The following is a 20,617-nucleotide window of genomic DNA, read 5'->3' as shown; positions in this document are numbered from 1 at the left end:
CTGAAGAAAAAATATTCCTTTTATATTCATAGAAAAACGGGAGCCGCCTAAGCGCGCCCCCGTTGTTATCAGTCATGAAAATTTATTCCGTCTGTAGTTGCTTTAACGTAGTCTGCACGGATGACAAAGTCCCCAAAGTGCTCTCCCTCGTGACGCTCCTTCGCAAAACGGGCAATCATCGGTTCAAGTTCACTTAAAATTTCCTCTTCCCCGATGTTTTCCCGGTAAAGCTTGCTCAGGCGGTCGCCGGTAAAGCTTGCACCTAGATACATATTGTATTTTCCGGGTGCTTTTCCGATAAAGCCGATCTCTCCGAGCGCTGAACGGGCACATCCATTTGGACAGCCCGTCATACGGATAATAATATCCTCATCCCGCAGGCCCTGCTCTTCAAGCATTACTTCAAGTTTATCGACCAGAGACGGAAGATAGCGCTCTGCTTCCGCCATGGCAAGTCCACAGGTCGGAAAGGAAACACAGGCCATGGAATTGCGGCGGAGAGCGGAATAATGCTTTCCGTCTGTCAGCCCGTAATCCTCGATCAATTTGCTGATCTGTCGTTTTTTATAGCTCGTAATATCGGATATGACCACGTTCTGGTTCGGCGTCATCCTAAAGTCGCCGGTATGAATTTTGGCTATTTCCCGCAGCCCGGTCATCAATTGATAATTTTCTTCATCCTTGATTCGTCCATTTTCAATAAAGAGAGTAAAGTGCCACTTACCGTCGTTGCCTTTGATCCATCCATATTCGTCTCCGTTGCTTTCAAATTCATACGGGCGGGCAGCCTCTATTTCATAGCCGAGCCGTTCATTCAATTCGCTTTTCAGCCATTCGACCCCGTAGCGGTCAATCGTATATTTGAAACGGGCGTTTTTCCGGTTGGAGCGGTTGCCGTAATCGCGCTGAATCGTCAGCAGTTTTTCCGCTGTATTTACCGCTTCATCTTTTGGCACATAGCCAATAACGCGTCCAAGCTGCGGATAAGTATCCGGCTCTCCGTGCGTCATTCCCATGCCGCCGCCGACTGATACGTTAAAACCCTGCAGCTCCCCGTTTTCCACAATGGCAATGTAGCCGATGTCCTGGGAGAAAACGTCAATATCGTTGGACGGCGGAACAGCCACCCCGATCTTGAATTTTCTTGGGAGATACGTTTCGCCGTAAATGGGCTCCACTTCTTCTTTGCTGTCTGCTACTTTCTCTTCATCAAGCCATATTTCATGATAAGCCGTTGTGCGCGGCAGCAGATGGTCGCTAATTTGTTTGGAATACTCATAAACTTCCCCGTGCACATCGGATTGATTGGGGTTCACATTGCACATAACGTTTCTGTTCACGTCCCCACAGGCGGCGATGGAGTCCATCATGGCTGCATTAATTTCCTGCAGATTTTTTTTCATATTCCATTTGAGAATCCCGTGCATTTGAAACGTCTGGCGTGTAGTCAGCCGGAGAGTACCATTTCCGTATTTATGCGACACTTCATCCATTGTGAGCCACTGCTCCGGCGTAATAACGCCGGCCGGCAGGCGGACACGGAGCATAAACTGATAGGCTGGTTCAAGCTTTTGCTGGCGGCGTTCGTTGCGCAGGTCCCGGTCGTCCTGCATGTAGCTGCCGTGAAACTTCATCAGCTTTCCATCTGCTTCAGGAATGCTCGCAGTAATAGGGTTTGCCATCGTTTTAACAAGCGTACCGCGTAAGAAGTTACTGTCTTTTTTCAAGTGCTCCATTCCATCTAACGGGGCATCCTGAATGTTTTTTAAGCTGCTGTATTCTGACATATGCGTTTGGTTCCTCCCCGGTAGTTATTAATATACATCACGCTGGTAGCGTTTTTGCTGCTGCAGATCGAGCATGTACGCTTCAGCTTCTTCATGTGTCATATTTCCTTCTTTTTCAAGCACCGTCACCAGGGCTTCATGAACGTCATGGGCCATCCGCTTTTCATCTCCACAGATGTACAGAAACGCCCCGTCCTGCAGCCATTGATAAACTTCTCCGCTATTTTCGAGAATCCGGTGCTGGACGTATACCTTTTCTTCGTTATCCCGTGAAAAGGCTACATCCATTTTTGATAACGAGCCCTCGTCAAGCCATTGCTGCCATTCAGTCTGATACAAAAAGTCCGTCCGGAAATGCTGGTCTCCGAAGAACAGCCATGATTTTCCGTCCGCCTCCACTTCTTCACGTTCTTCAACAAATGAACGGAAAGGTGCAATACCAGTACCCGGCCCTACCATAATAACAGGGGCAGACGGATTATCCGGAAGTTTGAAATTCGGGTTGTGCTGAATATAAATAGGCAGCGTATCTCCCGGTTCCGTACGTTCTGCACACTGTCCGGAGCAGACACCTGTACGTGGTCTGCCATGCGCATCGTAGCGGACAGCCCCTACGGTTAAATGCACTTCATCAGGATTGGCGGATGGGCTGCTTGCAATCGAGTACAGGCGCGGCGGTATTTTCCGTAAATTACCGACCACGTCTGCAGCTCCTCCCTGCCATGGCCCGTAGTCCTTCAACAGATCCAGAAGGTCGCGCCCTTCAAGGTATGAGCGCAGGTCATCCGCCTGTTCTGTTTCCAAAAGCTCCGGGAGTTTTTCGTTGTTTGTCAGCTTGCTCATTTTTTCAAGCAGCGGTTTCGTTAAAACCGTAATTTCAAAATGAGAGAGGAGTGCTTCACGAAGCGACCGGATATCACCCTGCTTGTTTAATACTACTGTTTCTTCCGGATTCCAGTCCATTTCGCGAATCAGCTGGTCAACCAGAAGCGGATCATTTTCCGGGAACATGCCGAGGCTGTCCCCAGGCTCAAAAGTCAGGCCTGACCCTTCAAGTGAAAGCTCTACATGACGGGTTTCCTTTGCTGAGCCCCGGCCATTTAAATTAATATTTTCCAATATTTCCGCCCGGAACGGATTAGTTCTTGAATATGCCGGCTGTTCCGTGGCAGGGGCAGCTGGCGCGGCCGCTCCTGCAGGGGCTGCTGCCGTCTGCACCGTTTCCTCCTGGAGCTCATTCAGGCTCGAAAGAACACCCTGGATCCATTCTTCGGCGTCGTCGTCAAAATCAACATCGCAGTCTACTCTTGGATACAGACGGGTGCCTCCAAGCTCTTCTAGCCGCTGATCAAAATCCTTGCCTGTCTGGCAGAAATATTCGTAGGAGGTGTCTCCAAGCGCAAGTACGGAAAAACGTGCATCTTCGAGCTTCGGAGCCTTACGCCCGTTCAGAAACTCATGGAAGGAAATAGCGTTATCCGGAGGATCGCCTTCTCCATGCGTACTTACGATGACTAGTAGGTTTTCCACCTTTTTCATGTTTTTCGTCTTAAAATCGTCCATCGAACTTACAGTTACATTGTAGCCCTGATCTTTCAGTCTTCTTGAGCTGTCTTCTGCAATCATTTGGCCGTTACCGGTCTGGGAGCCAAATAAAATGGTCACTTCCTTGGAAGCCGCGTCTGCCTGGGATGCCTGGGGTACAACTGCTTCCTGGACAGCTGGCGCTTCAGCTGCTGCCGGCGCAGCACCCGAAGCTGCCTGGGAAGCTAAATATCCGCTTAACCAAATTTTCTGATTTTCTGTTAATGTCGGCAGGAGCTGGTTCAGTAAATCTACCTGCTCCTGGCTAAAAGGACTATTCGTAACCTGCAATTGCACTCTCTCCACCTCACAAATAAATTTAACTGCAATCTAATCGTTCTAAGGACAAAATAATTTTCTCTTTAGCTTTATTTTATCCATGTATATAAACTGGTCATTTTATTATGGTCAATTTTATCCGTATAATTCTTATGTGTCAAGTTGGTTTTAAATTCCTGACGGAATATTGCGAAGCCCTTTATATTTTATCACACCACTGCTTCCGTTACGCTTTCCTTAAAAAATTAATACATTGAAAAAAATGGTAGATTATTCCTTTGTTTTACCATATAATAAAATTACTTTTCAGAAAGAAGGTGAGGCCTTGACCAACATCGAATCATTTACACGGCAATTGATCCATCAGGCAGCGGCCGCCGGCGCATCAGATATTCATCTGCTGCCGTCTTATTCAGAAGCCTCTCTCTATTTTCGTATCCATGGACGCCTTGAGCTTTCAGATACGTATTCCTCGGCTTTTGCTCACAGGCTTATTACGCACTTAAAGTTCAGAGCCGGTATGGATATCGGCGAACGAAGGCGTCCGCAGGATGGTTCACTTACTTACCGCTCGCTTCATCCCCCTGTCCATCTCCGTTTTTCCACCATGCCTTCAGAACGTATGGAAAGCTTTTCTATCCGGCTGCTTCCACAGACTTTTCAATTCACCCTCCCGCAGCTGTTTTTAACTTCCACCACTACACGCTCGTTCGAAGACGTTCTTGCCTCCCGTAAAGGACTGGTTCTTTTGACTGGCGCCACCGGGTCTGGAAAATCCACCACCCTTTACGCCATGCTCGAGCACCTGCTCACCTCCCACACGCAGCGCATTATTACAATCGAAGACCCTGTAGAGCTCCGGATACCCGGCTGCATTCAAACCGAGGTCAACGAAAAAGCGGGGCTTACCTACGCATCACTTCTGAAGGCTTCTATGAGACATGATCCAGACGTTATTATGATCGGAGAAATACGTGACACTGAAACAGCAAAGCTGGCACTGCGGGCAGCACTTACCGGCCATCTGGTGCTCACTACGCTGCATGCTGGCAGTACCTTTGGGGTCCTCCGCAGACTGCTGGACCTTGGCCTTTCAAAAACGGACCTCCTTGAAACCACCACCTTCATTGCCCACCAACGGCTTATTTCCACCACTTCTCTTTCCACCCCCGGACGCTTAGCGCTATTTGATTTTTCCACCCGACAGGATATCCATTCCATGCTTGATTCCAATAAACCACTCGAGTCACCCCGGATAAATGAGCAGCTGAAGCGGGGTTATGCGCTCGGCTTGTTCGACAAGGAAGCCTTTGCGGAGACCAGGGTATGAGCAAGCTGTTAAAAAGAAGCTGGAAGCCGGAGGCTAAAGCACTATTTCTTCAACAGCTGGGCGATCTGCTCGGCAGCGGATATCATCTGGATCAATCCATACAGATGCTTTCCTGGGAACAGCCCGCTTTCGTCACTGCTTCCCTGCGCAGCATACGAAGACATCTCCGCAGCGGCCGGGAGCTGCATGAGCTTTTACTTGAACACCATTTCCCCTCGGACATTGCTGCTTTTGTTTATTTTGCGGAGCAGTCCGGCCGTCTCTCTGAAGGATTAACTGCAGCGGGTAATCATTATATGAGCCGCCTCGAGGCCTGGAGCAGCTTCCGTAAAGTTCTGTACTACCCGTTATTTCTTCTGTGGCTGCTGATAATTCTCGCTTATGTGTTTGTCCGCTACCTTTTTCCCCAGTTTCTCGAGCTGTTTGAACAGCTGAGCATGGAGCTCCCTTTTTACACCCGGATGGTGATGAAAATGATTTCCGCCGCTCCTTTTTTCTTTGCCTTTGTTTTTATTCTGCTCGCTGGCCTCGGAGTATTTTATGTTTTGGCTGTCCGCCCGAAACCTGCCTCTCATCGGACTCTTTTTTGGACCAGGCTGCCGTTTCTCCATCCTTTTATTACTATGAGAACTACCGCTTCTTTCGCCGAACAGTTCGGCTACCTGCTCTTAAATGGATTGTCTCTTTCCGAAAGCTGTCTGGTGTTAAAAAATCAAAAGCATTCCCAGTTAATACAGGAAGAAGGTGCGCGTATTGAACAGATGCTCGCTGCCGGGACTCCTCTGCCGGAAACATTCCGGCAGTCATGGTACCTTGAAAGCCTCGGACAGGCGGTGCAGTACGGCCAGTCTATTGGAGCGCTCGGCCAGGTGCTTGTGCAATACAGCAGCCAGACGCAGCATAAACTCGAAACAGACATCCAGCGGATGACCATGACTGCCCAGCCTATTCTTTTCTTTTCAGTCGGCATTCTGATTTTAAGTCTTTTCGCTGCAGTATTTTTACCTATGTATCACATGATTACTTCCATACAGTAAAAGGAGTGACCATCCATGCAAACCCCTCACGATTATTTTTCTGAACGACTCTCGGTACTTGAAAAACGCTTGACGGATCTTGAAACGCAGAAAGAAGAAGACATTGCTTCTTTATTAAAGATGCTTCGCCAATCCCGCTCTTCCAGAAAGGAAAAAACATATGCTTAAAAACAATAAAGGTTTTACTATGGTGGAAATGCTGATTGTGCTGCTCATTATTACTGTGCTTCTTTTAATTGCTATCCCGAACATCGGTACAAACAACCAGGTCGCCCAGTCCAAAGGATGCGACGCCACCATCCAGCTTTTAGAAACCCAGGCTGCTGCTTATGAAGTTGAATACGGCAGCGAGCCGTCTTCTCTTCAGGATCTCGTTGAAGCTGACTATGTTGAAACGACCACCTGCCCGGACAACACTCCGCTTGTATATAACAACGGAGCCGTAAGTAAAGGATCCTGATGCCTCTTTTCAGTTCGAAGGGCTACACCTTTCCTGAGGCTGTCGTAGTACTGCTTGTGTTTAGTGTGCTTGCTGCTGTGCCATTTATTCATTTCTCTTCGGCCTATGAAAGCGCACGTGAAGAGCATTTCGTCCAGCAGCTACAGGCTGATCTCGTTTACAGCCAGCACTATGCTTATACTCACCATATATCCACCCGTCTCGATTGGAAGGAAGATGAGGGCTACTACGCCCTTATAGGCAACGACCGCAGTGAACCTTTGATCCAGCGTGACATCCCCGAGGGCTTTTTTGCTCCTACTGCCTCTAAGCTGCAGTTCCATACATTGTCTTATACGGAGAAAGGAAATATTAAAAAAGCTGGTACTGTAGCCCTTCACGGCCCGTCACGGTCATACCGGTTTATATTTCAAATTGGAAGGGGGCGGCTCCGGGTTGAGACATCTTCGTAATGGATTCACGCTGATCGAAGCCGTCAGTGCCCTCTCGCTTCTGTTCGCTGTCACTTTATTTATGCTCCCTCTTCTTCATCAGACTTATCAGACCTGGAGCAGCCAGCAGCTGTACTACGAGCAGCTGTATGTGATGGAAAAGGAAGCAGGGCGCATTCACCAGTCTGCCTCTCCCGCCGTCAATGCTGCTTCCTATTCGAAAGGAAGGATTCATGTTCACATTAAAGAATACGAGGAAGGATACAAAGTGTGTACTTCGATCGAAGGGAGCCGGAACAAACAGTGCGTTTACGTCCTTCCGAAGCAATAAAGGGGTCACACTTCCTGAAATGATTATAACTCTTTTGCTGTTCAGCCTGTGGGCACTGGCCGCTGCTAAATTCAGCAGCCTTCTTTTAACTGATGTCCCGGCTCCCGATACCGAAGCACGTTTATTCGTTCAGCAAATGGAAGAAGATATGCAAATTGCTCAGTCATTAACGTATGAGAAGCAACGGTTTTATATTGAATCCAGACAAAATACGTACGAATATTTTATGTCTAACGGGCGGATCGTACGCCGGGTGGATAACGAAGGATTTGAAATTATGCTCCAGGGAGCTTCTGCTTTTTTTGTAGAGACAGGAGACTACGGCGCAGACGTGGAGGTGATTTTAAATGATGGGCAGCATCTTCAGTCGTTTCTTTCCTATCATGCAGCTACGAAGAAGCTCTTCCCTTTATAAACGTGAAGGCTTTGTTCTTCCCTCCACTATTTTCTTTCTTTTATTCATTTTCTTGTTTATGGTACTGGCTGCCGGACTTTTGAAGCTTCAGCTTCTGCAGCAAAATGAGGAGTTTGGATCCCTGGATGCAAAATGGATGATCCGGAATGCCGAAAATATTTATATTGAAGCACCTTCTGAATCCGGCACCGTATCGATGCCGGATGGCACCGTCGAATGGAAAGAATCCAGGAGCGGCGAAATCAAATTCACTGCCCGTCACCGCCTGGGATTTTCCAAGCAGGTAACTTACACCGCAGATTGGAAAGCCTCTGTTTATAAAGCTCTTTCTTACCCAGAACATAGATAAAGCCGGCAGAGTTAATTCTGCCGGCTTTCAGTATTGGTTACTGCTTTCGTGCATTCCGTATTGGTTACTGCTTTCGTGCATTCCGTACTGATTCCATTTTCTTTTTCATCTGCTTGCCTTCTGCATCACGGCGGTCGTCAATGCGAATATTTGTTGATACACGCTGATAGCCTTCTTCAAAAGGAATTTCGTGTATTTCTCTGACGGCCTGAAGCAGATCGTCAATATTTCCTTCGAGAAGTGTACTCATTGGCGTCATTTCAATATCAATTTTATCATTGTGTTTTTCAAGCACGTCCTGAATTTTTGCTACTGTGTCCGACATCCCGGTTCCCTGTTTGTCTATAGGAGAGACTGTCACATCAACAATTGCCATAGATAACTGCTCCTTTCGTTTTCTTCCAAGCCGGCCCGGAAATTCACGTTCAGCAAGCATCCGAAACGCTGTAATCGCAGTTTGAACGTGTACCTTCTCCGGCACGGAACATGTAATATTTCGTTGAAGCCAATACGAAGGCTTCAGCCATGTGTTTCTGCTGCCGGCAAAATGCCGCTGGAGCACTTCTTCTGCCGCAAAAGCCATTGGCAGTGATATATAAGCGCTGACAGCTATAAAAACATTTCCCGGAGAAGAAACAATGTAAACCGGAGACGCCATGACAAGAAACAAAACGAAGTATATAAAAACAATGTTCGTGGAGCAGTGACGGTTTGTGATCGATGCCCTCCCCACTCTTTTCCACGAGCTTTTTTTAGGGACGCCGGTAAAGCTGAAAACCTTATGCTCTGCGCCGTGAAACTTTTTGAGCTGCTGCGGAAAAATAAAGTGAGTCCCCATGATAAATAGTAAAAACGAATACAAAGGAAGCAGTTGAAATAAGACCGCTGTGAGCCAGGCCGCAGCTGTGAGCTTGTACCAGACGGGCATCGCCCCTATAACCACTGCCGCCACTTTTAAGTAAGACCGCATGGAAAGGGGAAGCAGTTCGGCATGTATCTTTCCTTCACTGCCAACATAGGCTCTGCTGATAAAAGAAGCTCCAAAGAAAAACACGCCGCGCTGATAGGAAAGCCCGCGAATTTTCATGTACGGCTGTTACTCGCCGTACATGAATCGTGAACCTGCGATCCCCGGCTTGGTCATTTCCTTGGCATCTAAAATTTCATCGAGTTCTTCTTCAGACAATATTCCCCGTTCGATGCAGATCGAGCGTACGCTCTGATCCGTTTCAATCGCTTCTCTTGCGATTCTCGCAGCTGTTTCATACCCAACGTGCGGGTTGATGGCTGTAATAATGCCTACGCTTCGTTCTACCATGCTCCGGCAGTGTTCAATATTGGCTGTTATTCCTTCAATAGTAAATTCCCGGAACACTTTCAGACCATTCTGCAGCACTGAAAGGGATTGAAGCAGATTAAATACGAGCACCGGCTCCATTACATTCAGTTCGAGCTGACCGGCTTCCGAAGCATGGCTGATCGTATGGTCATTGCCAATGACCTGAAATGAGATCTGATTAATTAGTTCGCACATGACTGGGTTCACCTTCCCCGGCATAATGGAGGAACCCGGCTGTCGGGACGGGAGGTTAATTTCATTCAGGCCGGTTCTGGGCCCGGAGCTCATCAGCCGGAGATCGTTTGCCATCTTGGACAGGTTAATCGCATGTACTTTGAGTGCCGCTGACAGTTCGGTGTAGGAATCCGTATTTTGCGTTGCGTCCACAAGGTCAGTTGCACTGTAAAATGGCATCCCTGTCTGCTCAGCAAGAATTTCTGCTACACGGTCAATGTATTCGGGCATCGCATTGAGCCCTGTGCCCACAGCTGTGGCCCCGAGGTTAATTTCATACAAATGATCCACTGACCGCTTAATGCGGCGCAGGTCTCTTGTCAGCACCCGTCGGTAGGCACCAAATTCCTGACCAAGGCGGATCGGCACGGCGTCCTGCAGATGCGTACGTCCCATTTTGATAACATTGTCAAACTCTTCTTCTTTTTCGCCCATCGCTTCGATCAAATTATCGAGCGCAGTTACAAGACCCTGTGAAAGACGAAGAGCCGAAATGTGAATAGCTGTAGGAAATGAGTCGTTGGTGGACTGAGCCATGTTTACGTGGGAATTCGGACTCACCCGAAGGTAATCCCCTTTTTCACCGCCCAGTAATTCAATGGCGCGGTTAGCAATAACTTCGTTTGCGTTCATGTTAAAGGAGGTCCCCGCCCCTCCCTGAATAGAGTCCACGATAAATTGATCATCAAATTTACCTTCGATCACTTCGTCTGCTGCTTCTGTGACCGCCTGAGCAATTGATTCATTCAAAAAGCCCACTTCCGCGTTGGCAGTTGCCGCTGCTTTTTTTACGTAGCCGAATCCTTTAATCAATTCCGTGTGCGGCGGATAGCCGGTTATTGGAAAGTTTTCTTTTGCCCTCAGTGTCTGAATTCCGTAATAAGCATCTTTAGGTACTTTCTTTTCTCCTAAAAAGTCACGTTCCACACGGTAGTTTTCCATGTTTTTAGCCCCTTTTTAACGATCATTTTTTCTATTTTATCCGTTCAAGTAATGATTTTTAGCCAGCCACGCGGCTCCTGCCACCCCCGCGTCGTTCCCAAGATCGGCAATAACAAAATCTGTTCCTCTTTTGACTTTGTCGAGCGCAAACATATCAAAATGAGCGCGCAGCGTCTGCAGTAAGTCATCTCCGGCAGCAGCCACACCGCCGCCGATCACGATTCGCTCCGGATTCAGGGTGTTGGCCATATTGCCGACGGCAAGTCCCAGGTAATACATGGCGTGGTCAATCACGCCGGCACAATACGGGTCAGCGGATGTGGCATAGGCGAACAAATCCTTAGTCGTAATCTCTTCCCCACGCTGGTGCACATCATAAATCGGAGAACCTTCGGCTTCGTCGATATGCTCCAGGGCCCCGCGCACCATGCCTGTTGCTGAAGAGATGGTTTCCAGACAGCCGCGTTTGCCGCAGTTACAAAGCCGGCCTCCCTCCGGTTTCACGGTAATATGGCCGATTTCCCCAGCCATATTATCTTTGCCGTTCACCAAATCCCCGTTAAGCACAATTCCTCCTCCGACGCCCGTGCCGAGCGTGATAAAAATCATATCCCGGACGTCTGTCCCGGCCCCTTTCCAGTATTCGCCCGCCGCTGCAAGATTGGCATCGTTATCGAGCGCCACGGGAAAACCGAGCTTTTCTTCGAGAATACGAGCGACCGGGTAATCCTTCCACCCTATGTTTGTTGCGAATTCGATAATGCCATTTTCTATGTCGATAAAGCCGGGAAGCCCCGCACCGGCGCCGGCGATTTTCGTCAGTGGAATTTGCTTTTCATTCAGTTCATGCTCGATCGATGCGGCAATTTCATCGAGCACGTATTTTCCGTTTTCTTCCTTGCTGGTCGTGATGCTCCATTTATGCTGCATGCCCCCGTCCTGGTCAAAAAGCGCCATTTTTACCGCGGTGCCGCCGATATCGATTCCGATCACGTAATTTTCAGCCATTTGTCTACCCCTTTTCCTGCTCGATTCGTCGTTCTCTTTTTATCGTTAATAAAGCAGTCTGATACATCCTGACATCCAAAAGTCCGTTTTTATAGGCTTCTCTGATTTCTTCTTCCATTAAGTCTAAATCCATTAAACGATTTTTCGTATAGATGAAGGCCCCGACCGTGCGCAGCCACATCCGGATTTCTGTCATGGATTCCATAGTTATCCTGCTTCCTTTCATTATAGCAAGCGAAAGGCGTTTTTCTACTACGTATTTTGATTAATTCCACCGGTACATACCGATCGCAAAAAAGATGGCAAACGCCAAAACAAAAAACGCAAACGCTCCTACACGCACAAACTGCCATCGGTGTCCCGGAAGATGCACAAGAACGGAGGCTATAAATCCACCGACAAGACCGCCAATATGGGCCCCGTTATCCACTGCCTGCACGGTAAACCCAAATATCAGGTTAATCCCGAGTATGACAAGCACGTTCATGCCAAGTGTACGGAAAAACAGCCGTTGATGGGCAAGTCCCAGATATAAAAGGGCCCCGAAACAGCCAAAGATAGCACCACTGGCTCCGGCTGACACCTGTTCATTCATAGCAAAGCTGACCGTCGATGCAAATACACCTGCGGCAAAATAAATGATAATAAAGCGCGTTGTGCCGTAAATACGTTCTGTGATGCCGCCAATAAAAAACAACGCCAGGCTGTTCATAAACAAATGCAGAAAACCGATATGAAGGAACATAGCAGTAACCAGGCGCCACCATTCTCCGTCTACAATTCCCGGATTGTATTTCGCTCCAAGCTCGATGAGAGTGTTGACGTTCATACTGCTTCCCGATTGCTCCAGCACTAAAAAAATCATGGCAAGCAGTGCCAGCACAATATAGGTCACAATCGGCTTCCCGCTTGAAAAAAAGGACATGTCCTGCTCTTCAAGCTCCCGCTGCTTTTTTTCCGCCTGCCGGCGGTAAAAGGAGGCTCTTTGTTCATGCTCTTCGGGTTCGAGCTCTTCTTCCAGGCCGCCCCATGCCCATTCATTGGTTTTTAGATACGTACTGACAGAAGGGGGCGCATCCGCCAGGCCCCGCCCGTTGTCATCGGCGAACAAAAAGGAGCGGGCTTCGCGGTCTCCGCTCTCCATCGGCTCTGTCATATCTGCCGGAGGATAAGAAGTAATATATACGTTCGCAAATTTTGCTTTCCTTAAGGCGAGCCGCCGTTTCCACCCGTGAAAGCTTTTTTCCGCTTCATGCCTGTCTTCTTCCAGCCGCCCGAGACGTTCATATTCCACCCGTGCCATGCGCACAATCCAGGGTTGTCCGTCCACATCCCCCTGAAGCCATACGCGCTTCCGGTCCGGACCGACGTCAATCAGGCGGAAGGATTCTTCCTCCATAAGCTGCTCTGTAAATTTCCAAAACTGGTGAGCTTCCCGTTTAGACATCCGAACGCCGTCCTTCTTCCACTATTTCTCTTAAATATGATGCTGCCTGATTGAATTCGCTAAACTCTTTTACTGTATTTGCCGAAGGTCCTGCTTTCTCCCCGCGGGTGTTCACATAGATAGCTTCCCATCCTGCATTTTCCGCTCCCCTTATATCGTGGGCCCACGAGTCACCGACAAACAGCGCCCGTTTTTTCCGGCTATCCATAAGCTGCAGCGCTTCATCAAAAATTGCCGCTTTCGGCTTCGGAGCTTCGGCCATTTCAGAAATAAAAAGATGACGGTGGTCGATCCAGCGATCAAGCTCAAGCTGATAAAACTTTTCTTTCTGCAGTTTCTCTGACCCATTTGTAATAATACCGAGGCGGACGCTGCTTTTTGTGAGCGATTCCAACAAACCAGGTACACTCTCAAACAGTTCGCTGAATTCCGGCAGCCGCTGCTCATACTCCTGATGAAACTCGAGTGCTTCCCGGCGTGACGCCGGGAGCCCAAACACGTGCATCGTTTCTGCATACCGCTTTACCCGGTACTGCTCCTGCGTAAGAGTGCCTTCCTCGTATTCCCGCCAAAACAAATCACAGTGATATTTAAACACCTCGAACCACTTATCTTCATGAACGAACGGAGCTTCTTTATTCATCTGCTGTCTGATGGAAACAAACACAGCTTTGATTGTTTTTTGAAAAGCTTTTTCGTGATCGTAGAGGGTATTGTCCAGATCGAAACAAATCGTTGTCCAGCGCATGTACTTGTGCCACCTTTCTTCCTTCTATTATAGCAACCTCCCGCTAAAGGCGAAATCAAAAGGAAAAGAAAGAAACAATGTACAGCACCACAACCACCACACCGCCTCCAAAGGAGCTTAACGCATTCACAGCGTTGTTTGTCATCCATGAAATGCCCGAGGCGTGAATGGTTTCCCTTCCATGATGGACTGCAGCTTCCGTATAGGACCCACATACGCTGCAGCGATTCATCCGTTCTGTATAGGCTCCGAGAAATGTATCAATAAAGCAGCCGCATACGCCAGCAGCACTTACAGCAATAAGCATAAAGACATTCGGCTCCGAAGAAATAAAATAAACTACCCCTCCCACAAGCAAAGCACCGCCAAAAGCTCCCAGCGTTCCTGCTCCGGAAACCGCTCCGGAAAAACCGTTTTCTATTCGTTTTCGGCTGCGCACGTGAAACGGCCGGCCACCAAACCGGCGGCCAAGCTCTGACGCCCACGTATCCGCATTTGCTGCCGCCGCTGCACCTGCAGCAGCAGCTAAAAACCCTTCCCAAGAAGCGGCGCTGGACAAAGCAGCAAATATAAGCATCGGTCCTCCATTCGCCCATACCTGCCCGCTGTCCCGCTGTTCCTTTTCCTGTTTATTTAAACGTGACAGAGCTGTCGAACTTACAAAAAAAGTAAGCAGCGCTGCTGCCCCCAGCCATCCTGTCCATGTGTATATAAGCGTGCCGAGCACTCCGGCTGATACCGTTGCGGTAAACGTTAATGATCCTTTTTGCCAAATCATCATTAAAAACAGCACGAATACTAAACCGAGTGCCGTTTCACCCCACATGAATAAGGCCTTCGCTGCTGATAAGGGTTTGGACCGGCACGTCGTGCGCTTCCACCGGAATACACTCCTGAAGCTGAAAAGGATGAATCAGGGAGGCCGTAGCAAAATCCGCCCGGTTTAAAAAGCGGTCATAGTATCCGCCCCCGAACCCAACGCGGTAGCCCTGCCTGTTAAATACAAGACCAGGCACAAGAACAAGATCCAGCTGCTCCGGAGGCACCAGGGGACAGACACTTTTTTTAGGCTCATATATCTGACCGATCGAGCGCTCGAGCTCACCGAATTCCTGTATTTCATAAAAATCCATTCCGCGTTGCTCAGGTTCAATTTTAGGTACACACATCCGCTTTCCCTGCTGCCATCCCGTTTCAATAATCGGCCCGGTATTTATTTCATTTTTGAGCGAAACAGTTACAGCAATCGTCTCCGCCTGTTTCCATCCGCTCCATTGGAATAAGTACTCATAAATCTTTTTTTCTGCCGCCAGGCGATCACTTCCGGAAAGATTTTGATAGGCGCTGTTTACCTGCTGCCGGAGCATATGTTTATTCAATTATTTGCCCTCCCATGTCTTTTCATTGGACCATGCTTTAAAGACAAAAGAAAAAGCAGCTGGGAGATGTAATCTCCTGCTGCTTATTTCGTTTCGCGATGAAGAGTGTGCTTTCCTAAACGAGGAGAATATTTGTTCAACTCAATACGCTCAGGGTTTGTGCGTTTATTTTTGCTGGTGATGTAATTACGGTCACCAGTCTCTGTGCAGGCAAGCGTTACTTGTACACGCATGTGATTCCCTCCCTACTTTCGTACATTTTTCATACTTAGTAATACTATCAGATTCCTATTTGTGCTTCAAGTCTGTGATGTTAGTTTTTCTCAGGAAAGTTAAGAATATTTTTTGTAAAAGCGGCAAATCAGTAAAAAGTGTTAAGAACAAAACAACTTGCTGCAGTCTTTTATTCCAGCAGGATTACTGTTCTTCCCCGTCGCCGCCGGAGTTTTCTTCGTCTCCTGCGTTTTCTTCATTGTCGTCCGTGGTTTCGCCATTTTCTTCATTTTCACCTTCAGCTTCGTCTTCGCTGTTTCCGGCTCCCGGACGTTCTTCCTTAAGATTCACATATGCCTGCATCGTATCAGCGGCAATGCTGTTGGCGATACCCGAGCGTCCACCCTCATCACTCGAATAAGCGTTAGGAACCACTACCGCAATCGCTATCTCCGGGTCTTCATACGGCCCGTAGGCGATAAAGGTCTGGTTGTTTACCTCTACTACTTCATTGTCGCTTTCTCTGCGGACACTGCGCTGGGCCGTCCCTGTTTTCCCGGCAATTTCCATATTTACGTCCGTGAAATAGCTGTCCGCGGTTCCCAAATCCGTGTTTACCACATCGTACATACCTTCCTGGGCAATATCAAAGTATTCTTTGTCAATATTAACCCGGTTCAGCATTTCTGGTTCAAACTGGTGAAGCACTGCACCCATTTCGTCCGTATTACGGTTTGGTTCACGAATTTCTTTCACGAGGTGAGGCTCCATCCGTTTACCGTCGGAAGCAATAGTCGCGGAATACTGCGCCAGCTGCAGCGGTGTGTACGTGTCAAGCTGGCCGAAGGAGAAGAACAACAAGCTGCCCGGCACCTGCCTCCCAGCATTTAAACCAGTAGCTTCTGATGGCAGATCGATGCTAGTTTCCACCCCAAGCCCGAACTGATGATAATAGTCTCTCATTGTCGCATATGCCTCGTCCACCTTTTGATCGTTGAAACCATCGCCGCTTCCATACTCATAGTCCATCAGCCGCATCGCAATTTCGGACATAAATATGTTGGATGATTCCTGGATAGCACCGACAATATCTATTGTGCCGATTTCGTGAGAAGATTCGACTTGTCCTCCTGGGCCTGGAAGGTCAATCGGCCTGTCATTAATTTTTGTATCTTCCGTGATAACTTCCTCTTGGAGGCCGATCATGCCTGTTGCCGGTTTGATTGTCGACCCCATCTCGTACGTATTCGTTACGTTCCCGAGTTGATCATCATAACCGTTCATAGCAAGTATTTCCCCGGTATTCGGATCGATTGCAGTCACATAGGCCTGCTGATCGTTTGGAAACGATCCCTCCGACTGCCCCATCTGATTATCAAGTATCGTCTGTACTTCCTGCTGCAGATCCATGTCAATCGACAACACGAGGTCATTGCCACGGCTTCCGTTATTCGTCTCCTCGGCGTCATCATCCTCACCGCTGACAGTTCCCTTTTTGCCTCTCAGCGTGTCTTCATAGTATTCCTCGAGAAAGCTCTGGCCAACCTCATCGGAGCGCTGATACCCTTTAGCAAGAAACTCGGTTACGGTTTCTTCAGGAATTGACCCCACTTTTCCGTAAAGGCTCTGGAAGGCCTGCGTATACTGATAGTCACGCCGGAAGTCCCTCGTTACATCCACACCATCAAGTTCATCGAGACGGGCGCTGATCGCCGTGGCCTCTTCTTCTGTCAAATCCCGTTTAACACGCTGCGGCGAGTCATAGTACCCCGAAATCATTTCACTCCAGATGGCTACAACTTCCAGCTCTTCGTCACTGATATCATTCAATTGTTCCTCTGTAATCCGATCGAGCTGTACTTCATATGGATCTTTATCGTTTTCCATCAGGCGCTCTTCTTCTTTGTCTGAGACAAGCTCCTTTGCTTCACTTTCACGAGTTAACAGCCAGTAGTCCTGCAAGTTTCTTTCCGGCATGCTCTCACGGTCTGTTTCCTCTTCATCAAATTCAATCAGTTCAGCCAGTTCTTCAGCCGTCTGAAGGCGTTCTTCGTCCTCATAGCTTCTCTGGTTCGTATACGTTAAAGTCAGAATAAGATTATTATCCACCAGCTCGGTTCCATTGCGGTCGTACATAATTCCGCGCGGGGCATCGACCCGGCTCGCCGATGTGGAGGCCGTTTCATTCACATCCTCTTCGTACGTATCACCTTCAACGATCTGTACGTAGCCAAGCCGCAGGATTAATATTGAAAACAATATAAAAACAGCGAAAAAAAGTACGTTCAGCCGAAAAGGAATGGAAGGTTTTTTATTTTTTCTGGAAGCCACACGCAATCCCTCTCTTAATATATGTAAGTTTGCTTGTTTCCAGTTAAGTATAGCATAGAAAAAAGCCGCTGCCGAACTTCTGCTCTCTTCCTAAACAGAAAAAATCCGTTCCCGGTTTCCGGGAACGGACTCTTTAAATATATTATTTAGCTGCCTGATAGTTCTTTTCAACTTCGTCCCAGTTTACAACATTCCAGAATGCTGCTACATAATCCGGACGACGGTTTTGATACTTCAGGTAATACGCGTGCTCCCAGACATCCAGGCCGAGAAGTGGAGTTTTACCTTCCATGATCGGTGAATCCTGGTTGAGCGTATCCATAAGCTCAAGCTCGCCGTTGTTTAATACGAGCCAAGCCCAGCCGGAACCAAAACGTCCAACTGCTGTTGCGCCGAATTCTTCTTTGAACTTGTCAAAGCTTCCCCATTTGCTCTTAATGGCATCTGCCACTTCGCCTTTTGGTTCGCCGCCGCCATTAGGGCTGAGAAGCTTCCAGAAGATGGAGTGGTTGGAGTGGCCGCCGCCGTTATTTCTTACTGCGGTACGGATATCTTCAGGTACAGCGTTCAAATCGCTGATCAGTTCATCAACGCTCTTGTTTTGAAGATCGCTGTGATTTTCCAAGGCTGAATTTAATTTTGTCACATACGTGTTGTGGTGTTTATCATGGTGAATATTCATTGTCTGCTCATCAATATGAGGCTCCAATGCGTTTGGTGCATAAGGTAGATCTGGTAGTTGATGTGTACTCATACAAAATGCCCTCCTTGAAAGTTCTGGTGATTTGTTCAAAGTGACTTTGCGTTAATTTAGTATACAAAATTACACTTAGTCTACTTTTACTTTACCAAAACAATTCTTATTTTTCAAATCGGCTTTCTGCTGTAATCAACTAGAAAGCCTGCCAAAGTTAATTATTCCCTTATACTTCTTCTTTAAACATAAAAATCTAACCAGCTTTCGCTGCACATGGAAAAACCAGCCTCTCAAAAGCGTCTATATTCCCGATTTGCCACGTCCCGCCCAGAGCTGTCTTCAAAATAAAAAAACTTCTCCGGCATTTGCGGAAAAGTTAGCTGTCCAGTTATATAAAAATTAGTATTTAATATAATAATGGCGGAGGAAGAGGGATTCGAACCCTCGCGAGCCGTAAAGCTCCTAACGGTTTTCGAGACCGTCCCCTTCAGCCGTACTTGGGTATTCCTCCAGATGCATATTTACCCACTGATTCTTAAAGTGGTGGACCCTGTAGGACTCGAACCTACGACCGGACGGTTATGAGCCGTCTGCTCTAACCAACTGAGCTAAGGGTCCTTAAAAGCATTGCAGACAAAAAAATGGGGCGGTTGATGGGAATTGAACCCACGAATGCCGGAACCACAATCCGGTGCGTTAACCACTTCGCCACAACCGCCGTATGAGTATGTAAATATATTGGTAGCGGCGGAGGGGATCGAACCCCCGACCTCACGGGTATGAACCGTACGCTCTAGCCAGCTGAGCTACGCCGCCATGGCTCCGCAGGCAGGATTCGAACCTGCGACCAATCGGTTAACAGCCGATTGCTCTACCACTGAGCTACTGCGGAATGTGTTACTGCCGTTTTTACGACAGTAATTACTATATCATTTCCTTAAAAACGCGTCAAACAGATTTTTGTATTTCTTTAAACAAGAATTATTATAATATAAATGGCATTCACTAGCAATATACCGCCCTTTATAACAACGCTTGCGACAAACCCGCCGACAGATCCTACACCAATTTTACCAAGCTGCTTCCACGATTTCTGGCCTCCGATTAACTCTCCAATAACAGCTCCGGCAAGTGCGCCAATCAGAATGCCGGCGACCGGAATGATAAACGGGCCGACAACCAGACCGATCAGGCTCCCCCAGATGCCGTATTTCGTACCTCCACTCCGCTGGATACCATAATAATTAGCCGCGTAATCAATTACAAACAGCAGCACCGCAATAACTGCCTGAATCACCCAGTAAACTACACCGATATCTGCAAACCCATAGCCCAGTGCAAACATAAGGGCAGCAGCTGCGTGAAAAATACCACCCGGCAGAATCGGATAAACAACCGCGACAAGCGCCAGTGTGTAGCAGGCAATCCCCAGTAAATACCATATCAGTTCCATACGTACCTCCCTTTGCAGATGTATGATAATTCTATAGCCGCTTTTCTCTCTATATAATCAATAAAAAAGAAGGAGGCAATCCTCCTTCTTTTTCTTATGAAACCTCCCGGTCATCCAGTACCGTTTCGGCAATATTTACAGAATGGTCGCCGATACGCTCTAAATTACTGATCATGTCGACAAACACGATACCGGCAGAACCAGAGCACCTGCCTTCATTCAGACGCAGGATGTGTTTTTTACGCAGCTTCCGCTCCATCTTATCGATATCTTCTTCCTGTCTGGCAACCTGCTGGGCAATCTCATAATCATCTTTTTCAAGTGCTTCGACAGCACGGTTAAATGTGCTGATCGTCAGCGTGAACATTTCATTTAAGTCTTTGTACGCTTCTTCTGAAAGCGTCACTTTATTGGTCAGCTGATAGTCCACAAGCTCCATCACATTTTCCATGTGATCGCCGACACGTTCAATGTCGCGGACAGTATCCATCACAACTGAGTGTTTCCGCGAATTTTCCTTAGACAAAGAGCGGGCGGAAATACCGATCAAATAATCCGTAATATTTTTGTCGAGATTGTTGATCGCTTCTTCGTACCGGACGATGTTTTCCGCGTCCTTTTTATTTTTGGTCTCCAGGTAACTTTCGCTCTTCTGGAGGCCTTTACCTGCATATTCCGCCATCCGCAGGGTTTCGAGCTTCGCCTGGTCGAGCGCGATCGCCGGGGACTGCTGGATAAAGGCCGGATCGAGGTGCTTGGCTTTGTACTCGATTTCGTCCCCTTTGCCCGGCACGAGCTTCGTGACCAGGTAGGCCAGCGCCCC

General features: G+C 47.9%; 23 protein-coding genes and 5 tRNA genes. 8 read left to right on the top strand and 20 right to left on the bottom strand.

Annotated elements, in window-relative coordinates; all coding sequences use genetic code 11:
- Positions 1-68 precede the first annotated feature (68 nt).
- Together cysI and ACTRXH_RS12735 are read right to left on the bottom strand one after the other, a co-directional pair.
- On the bottom strand, positions 69-1,787 hold the full coding sequence (cysI, locus tag ACTRXH_RS12740) for an assimilatory sulfite reductase (NADPH) hemoprotein subunit (RefSeq protein WP_474261816.1): 1,719 nt from the start codon (positions 1,785-1,787) through the stop codon (positions 69-71).
- A gap of 27 nt (positions 1,788-1,814) precedes the next feature.
- Positions 1,815-3,668 carry an assimilatory sulfite reductase (NADPH) flavoprotein subunit gene (locus ACTRXH_RS12735; RefSeq protein WP_474282446.1) on the bottom strand — a complete coding sequence of 618 codons (1,854 nt, stop codon included), beginning with the start codon at positions 3,666-3,668 and terminating at the stop codon, positions 1,815-1,817.
- Positions 3,669-3,975: 307 nt separating this feature from the next.
- Between ACTRXH_RS12735 and comGA the strand changes: the two genes are divergently transcribed.
- From comGA to ACTRXH_RS12695, 8 genes are read left to right on the top strand one after another with little or no spacing between them, the layout of a single operon-like run.
- Positions 3,976-4,980: a competence type IV pilus ATPase ComGA gene (gene comGA, locus ACTRXH_RS12730; protein WP_474282444.1), complete on the top strand. Its 1,005-nt coding sequence runs from the start codon at positions 3,976-3,978 to the stop codon at positions 4,978-4,980.
- The gene (gene comGB, locus ACTRXH_RS12725) at positions 4,977-6,017 is read left to right on the top strand and encodes a competence type IV pilus assembly protein ComGB (protein WP_474282442.1); all 1,041 of its coding nucleotides are present in this window, start codon (positions 4,977-4,979) and stop codon (positions 6,015-6,017) included. Before comGA ends, comGB begins: the two co-directional genes overlap by 4 nt.
- A gap of 15 nt (positions 6,018-6,032) precedes the next feature.
- Positions 6,033-6,185 (top strand): hypothetical protein, encoded by a 153-nt coding sequence (locus ACTRXH_RS12720; protein ID WP_474261811.1) that lies wholly within the window; start codon positions 6,033-6,035, stop codon positions 6,183-6,185.
- On the top strand, positions 6,178-6,477 hold the full coding sequence (gene comGC / locus ACTRXH_RS12715; protein ID WP_091611794.1) for a competence type IV pilus major pilin ComGC: 300 nt from the start codon (positions 6,178-6,180) through the stop codon (positions 6,475-6,477). The genes ACTRXH_RS12720 and comGC overlap by 8 nt, the downstream gene beginning before the upstream one ends.
- A complete protein-coding gene (gene comGD / locus ACTRXH_RS12710) occupies positions 6,477-6,929 on the top strand; it encodes a competence type IV pilus minor pilin ComGD (RefSeq protein WP_474261809.1) in 453 nt (150 codons plus the stop codon). The genes comGC and comGD overlap by 1 nt, the downstream gene beginning before the upstream one ends.
- Positions 6,913-7,239: a hypothetical protein gene (locus tag ACTRXH_RS12705; RefSeq protein WP_474261808.1), complete on the top strand. Its 327-nt coding sequence runs from the start codon at positions 6,913-6,915 to the stop codon at positions 7,237-7,239. Before comGD ends, ACTRXH_RS12705 begins: the two co-directional genes overlap by 17 nt.
- Complete coding sequence (locus ACTRXH_RS12700) at positions 7,142-7,654, top strand: competence type IV pilus minor pilin ComGF (RefSeq protein WP_474282440.1); 513 nt, start codon at positions 7,142-7,144, stop codon at positions 7,652-7,654. Before ACTRXH_RS12705 ends, ACTRXH_RS12700 begins: the two co-directional genes overlap by 98 nt.
- On the top strand, positions 7,587-8,003 hold the full coding sequence (locus tag ACTRXH_RS12695; protein WP_474282438.1) for a hypothetical protein: 417 nt from the start codon (positions 7,587-7,589) through the stop codon (positions 8,001-8,003). The genes ACTRXH_RS12700 and ACTRXH_RS12695 overlap by 68 nt, the downstream gene beginning before the upstream one ends.
- Before the next feature lie 64 nt (positions 8,004-8,067).
- On the opposite strand, the gene ACTRXH_RS12690 is transcribed toward ACTRXH_RS12695, so the two are convergent.
- The 18 genes from ACTRXH_RS12690 to ACTRXH_RS12605 form a co-directional block, all read right to left on the bottom strand.
- The gene (locus ACTRXH_RS12690) at positions 8,068-9,090 is read right to left on the bottom strand and encodes an MTH1187 family thiamine-binding protein (protein WP_474282436.1); all 1,023 of its coding nucleotides are present in this window, start codon (positions 9,088-9,090) and stop codon (positions 8,068-8,070) included.
- A gap of 9 nt (positions 9,091-9,099) precedes the next feature.
- A complete protein-coding gene (gene aspA, locus ACTRXH_RS12685; protein ID WP_474282434.1) occupies positions 9,100-10,518 on the bottom strand; it encodes an aspartate ammonia-lyase in 1,419 nt (472 codons plus the stop codon).
- A 36-nt stretch (positions 10,519-10,554) separates the two neighbouring features.
- Positions 10,555-11,526 carry an ROK family glucokinase gene (locus tag ACTRXH_RS12680; protein WP_474261803.1) on the bottom strand — a complete coding sequence of 324 codons (972 nt, stop codon included), beginning with the start codon at positions 11,524-11,526 and terminating at the stop codon, positions 10,555-10,557.
- A 4-nt stretch (positions 11,527-11,530) separates the two neighbouring features.
- Entirely contained in the window at positions 11,531-11,731 is a 201-nt protein-coding gene (locus ACTRXH_RS12675) for a YqgQ family protein (RefSeq protein ID WP_298787873.1), read from the bottom strand.
- Between the two features lie 60 nt (positions 11,732-11,791).
- Positions 11,792-12,973 carry a rhomboid family intramembrane serine protease gene (locus ACTRXH_RS12670; RefSeq protein ID WP_474261802.1) on the bottom strand — a complete coding sequence of 394 codons (1,182 nt, stop codon included), beginning with the start codon at positions 12,971-12,973 and terminating at the stop codon, positions 11,792-11,794.
- Positions 12,966-13,721, bottom strand: a complete 756-nt coding sequence (locus ACTRXH_RS12665; protein WP_474282432.1) for an HAD family hydrolase — start codon at positions 13,719-13,721, stop codon at positions 12,966-12,968. Before ACTRXH_RS12665 ends, ACTRXH_RS12670 begins: the two co-directional genes overlap by 8 nt.
- A 55-nt stretch (positions 13,722-13,776) precedes the next feature.
- A complete protein-coding gene (locus tag ACTRXH_RS12660) occupies positions 13,777-14,547 on the bottom strand; it encodes a DUF92 domain-containing protein (protein ID WP_474282430.1) in 771 nt (256 codons plus the stop codon).
- Complete coding sequence (locus ACTRXH_RS12655; RefSeq protein ID WP_474282428.1) at positions 14,537-15,100, bottom strand: 5-formyltetrahydrofolate cyclo-ligase; 564 nt, start codon at positions 15,098-15,100, stop codon at positions 14,537-14,539. The genes ACTRXH_RS12660 and ACTRXH_RS12655 overlap by 11 nt, the downstream gene beginning before the upstream one ends.
- Before the next feature lie 83 nt (positions 15,101-15,183).
- Positions 15,184-15,333, bottom strand: coding sequence for a 50S ribosomal protein L33 (gene rpmG, locus ACTRXH_RS12650; RefSeq protein WP_298787882.1), 150 nt, complete (start codon positions 15,331-15,333; stop codon positions 15,184-15,186).
- Between the two features lie 184 nt (positions 15,334-15,517).
- On the bottom strand, positions 15,518-17,644 hold the full coding sequence (locus ACTRXH_RS12645; RefSeq protein ID WP_474282426.1) for a peptidoglycan D,D-transpeptidase FtsI family protein: 2,127 nt from the start codon (positions 17,642-17,644) through the stop codon (positions 15,518-15,520).
- Between the two features lie 142 nt (positions 17,645-17,786).
- Positions 17,787-18,398 (bottom strand): superoxide dismutase, encoded by a 612-nt coding sequence (locus tag ACTRXH_RS12640; protein ID WP_091611828.1) that lies wholly within the window; start codon positions 18,396-18,398, stop codon positions 17,787-17,789.
- Positions 18,399-18,759: 361 nt separating this feature from the next.
- Positions 18,760-18,852: transfer RNA gene (locus ACTRXH_RS12635), tRNA-Ser, on the bottom strand.
- A 30-nt stretch (positions 18,853-18,882) separates the two neighbouring features.
- Positions 18,883-18,959 (bottom strand) — tRNA-Ile (locus ACTRXH_RS12630).
- A 24-nt stretch (positions 18,960-18,983) separates the two neighbouring features.
- Positions 18,984-19,059, bottom strand: a tRNA-His gene (locus tag ACTRXH_RS12625).
- Between the two features lie 21 nt (positions 19,060-19,080).
- Positions 19,081-19,157: transfer RNA gene (locus tag ACTRXH_RS12620), tRNA-Met, on the bottom strand.
- Position 19,158: 1 nt separating this feature from the next.
- Positions 19,159-19,233: transfer RNA gene (locus ACTRXH_RS12615), tRNA-Asn, on the bottom strand.
- A gap of 78 nt (positions 19,234-19,311) precedes the next feature.
- Positions 19,312-19,794: a DUF456 domain-containing protein gene (locus ACTRXH_RS12610; RefSeq protein WP_474261797.1), complete on the bottom strand. Its 483-nt coding sequence runs from the start codon at positions 19,792-19,794 to the stop codon at positions 19,312-19,314.
- 94 nt (positions 19,795-19,888) lie between these two features.
- Positions 19,889-20,617 (bottom strand): Na/Pi cotransporter family protein (locus tag ACTRXH_RS12605; protein WP_474282424.1); only part of this gene is annotated, 729 nt, incomplete at its 5' end.

The organism is Marinococcus sp. LNHM5E3-2.1 (assembly GCF_056034365.1).
Note: the sequence above shows the minus strand (reverse complement) of the source record. Positions and strands in the feature narration are given on the sequence as shown.

Coding starts and splice junctions, on each gene's coding strand:
- ACTRXH_RS12680 (WP_474261803.1), bottom strand. CDS start 11,526: ATGGCTGAAAATTACGTGATCGGAATCGATATCGGCGGCACCGCGGTA.
- comGC (WP_091611794.1), top strand. CDS start 6,178: ATGCTTAAAAACAATAAAGGTTTTACTATGGTGGAAATGCTGATTGTG.
- ACTRXH_RS12695 (WP_474282438.1), top strand. CDS start 7,587: ATGATGGGCAGCATCTTCAGTCGTTTCTTTCCTATCATGCAGCTACGA.
- ACTRXH_RS12670 (WP_474261802.1), bottom strand. CDS start 12,973: ATGTCTAAACGGGAAGCTCACCAGTTTTGGAAATTTACAGAGCAGCTT.
- ACTRXH_RS12640 (WP_091611828.1), bottom strand. CDS start 18,398: ATGAGTACACATCAACTACCAGATCTACCTTATGCACCAAACGCATTG.
- cysI (WP_474261816.1), bottom strand. CDS start 1,787: ATGTCAGAATACAGCAGCTTAAAAAACATTCAGGATGCCCCGTTAGAT.
- ACTRXH_RS12690 (WP_474282436.1), bottom strand. CDS start 9,090: ATGAAAATTCGCGGGCTTTCCTATCAGCGCGGCGTGTTTTTCTTTGGA.
- comGD (WP_474261809.1), top strand. CDS start 6,477: ATGCCTCTTTTCAGTTCGAAGGGCTACACCTTTCCTGAGGCTGTCGTA.
- ACTRXH_RS12665 (WP_474282432.1), bottom strand. CDS start 13,721: ATGCGCTGGACAACGATTTGTTTCGATCTGGACAATACCCTCTACGAT.
- ACTRXH_RS12660 (WP_474282430.1), bottom strand. CDS start 14,547: ATGTGGGGTGAAACGGCACTCGGTTTAGTATTCGTGCTGTTTTTAATG.
- ACTRXH_RS12700 (WP_474282440.1), top strand. CDS start 7,142: ATGTTCACATTAAAGAATACGAGGAAGGATACAAAGTGTGTACTTCGA.
- rpmG (WP_298787882.1), bottom strand. CDS start 15,333: ATGCGTGTACAAGTAACGCTTGCCTGCACAGAGACTGGTGACCGTAAT.
- comGB (WP_474282442.1), top strand. CDS start 4,977: ATGAGCAAGCTGTTAAAAAGAAGCTGGAAGCCGGAGGCTAAAGCACTA.
- aspA (WP_474282434.1), bottom strand. CDS start 10,518: ATGGAAAACTACCGTGTGGAACGTGACTTTTTAGGAGAAAAGAAAGTA.
- ACTRXH_RS12675 (WP_298787873.1), bottom strand. CDS start 11,731: ATGGAATCCATGACAGAAATCCGGATGTGGCTGCGCACGGTCGGGGCC.
- ACTRXH_RS12610 (WP_474261797.1), bottom strand. CDS start 19,794: ATGGAACTGATATGGTATTTACTGGGGATTGCCTGCTACACACTGGCG.
- ACTRXH_RS12720 (WP_474261811.1), top strand. CDS start 6,033: ATGCAAACCCCTCACGATTATTTTTCTGAACGACTCTCGGTACTTGAA.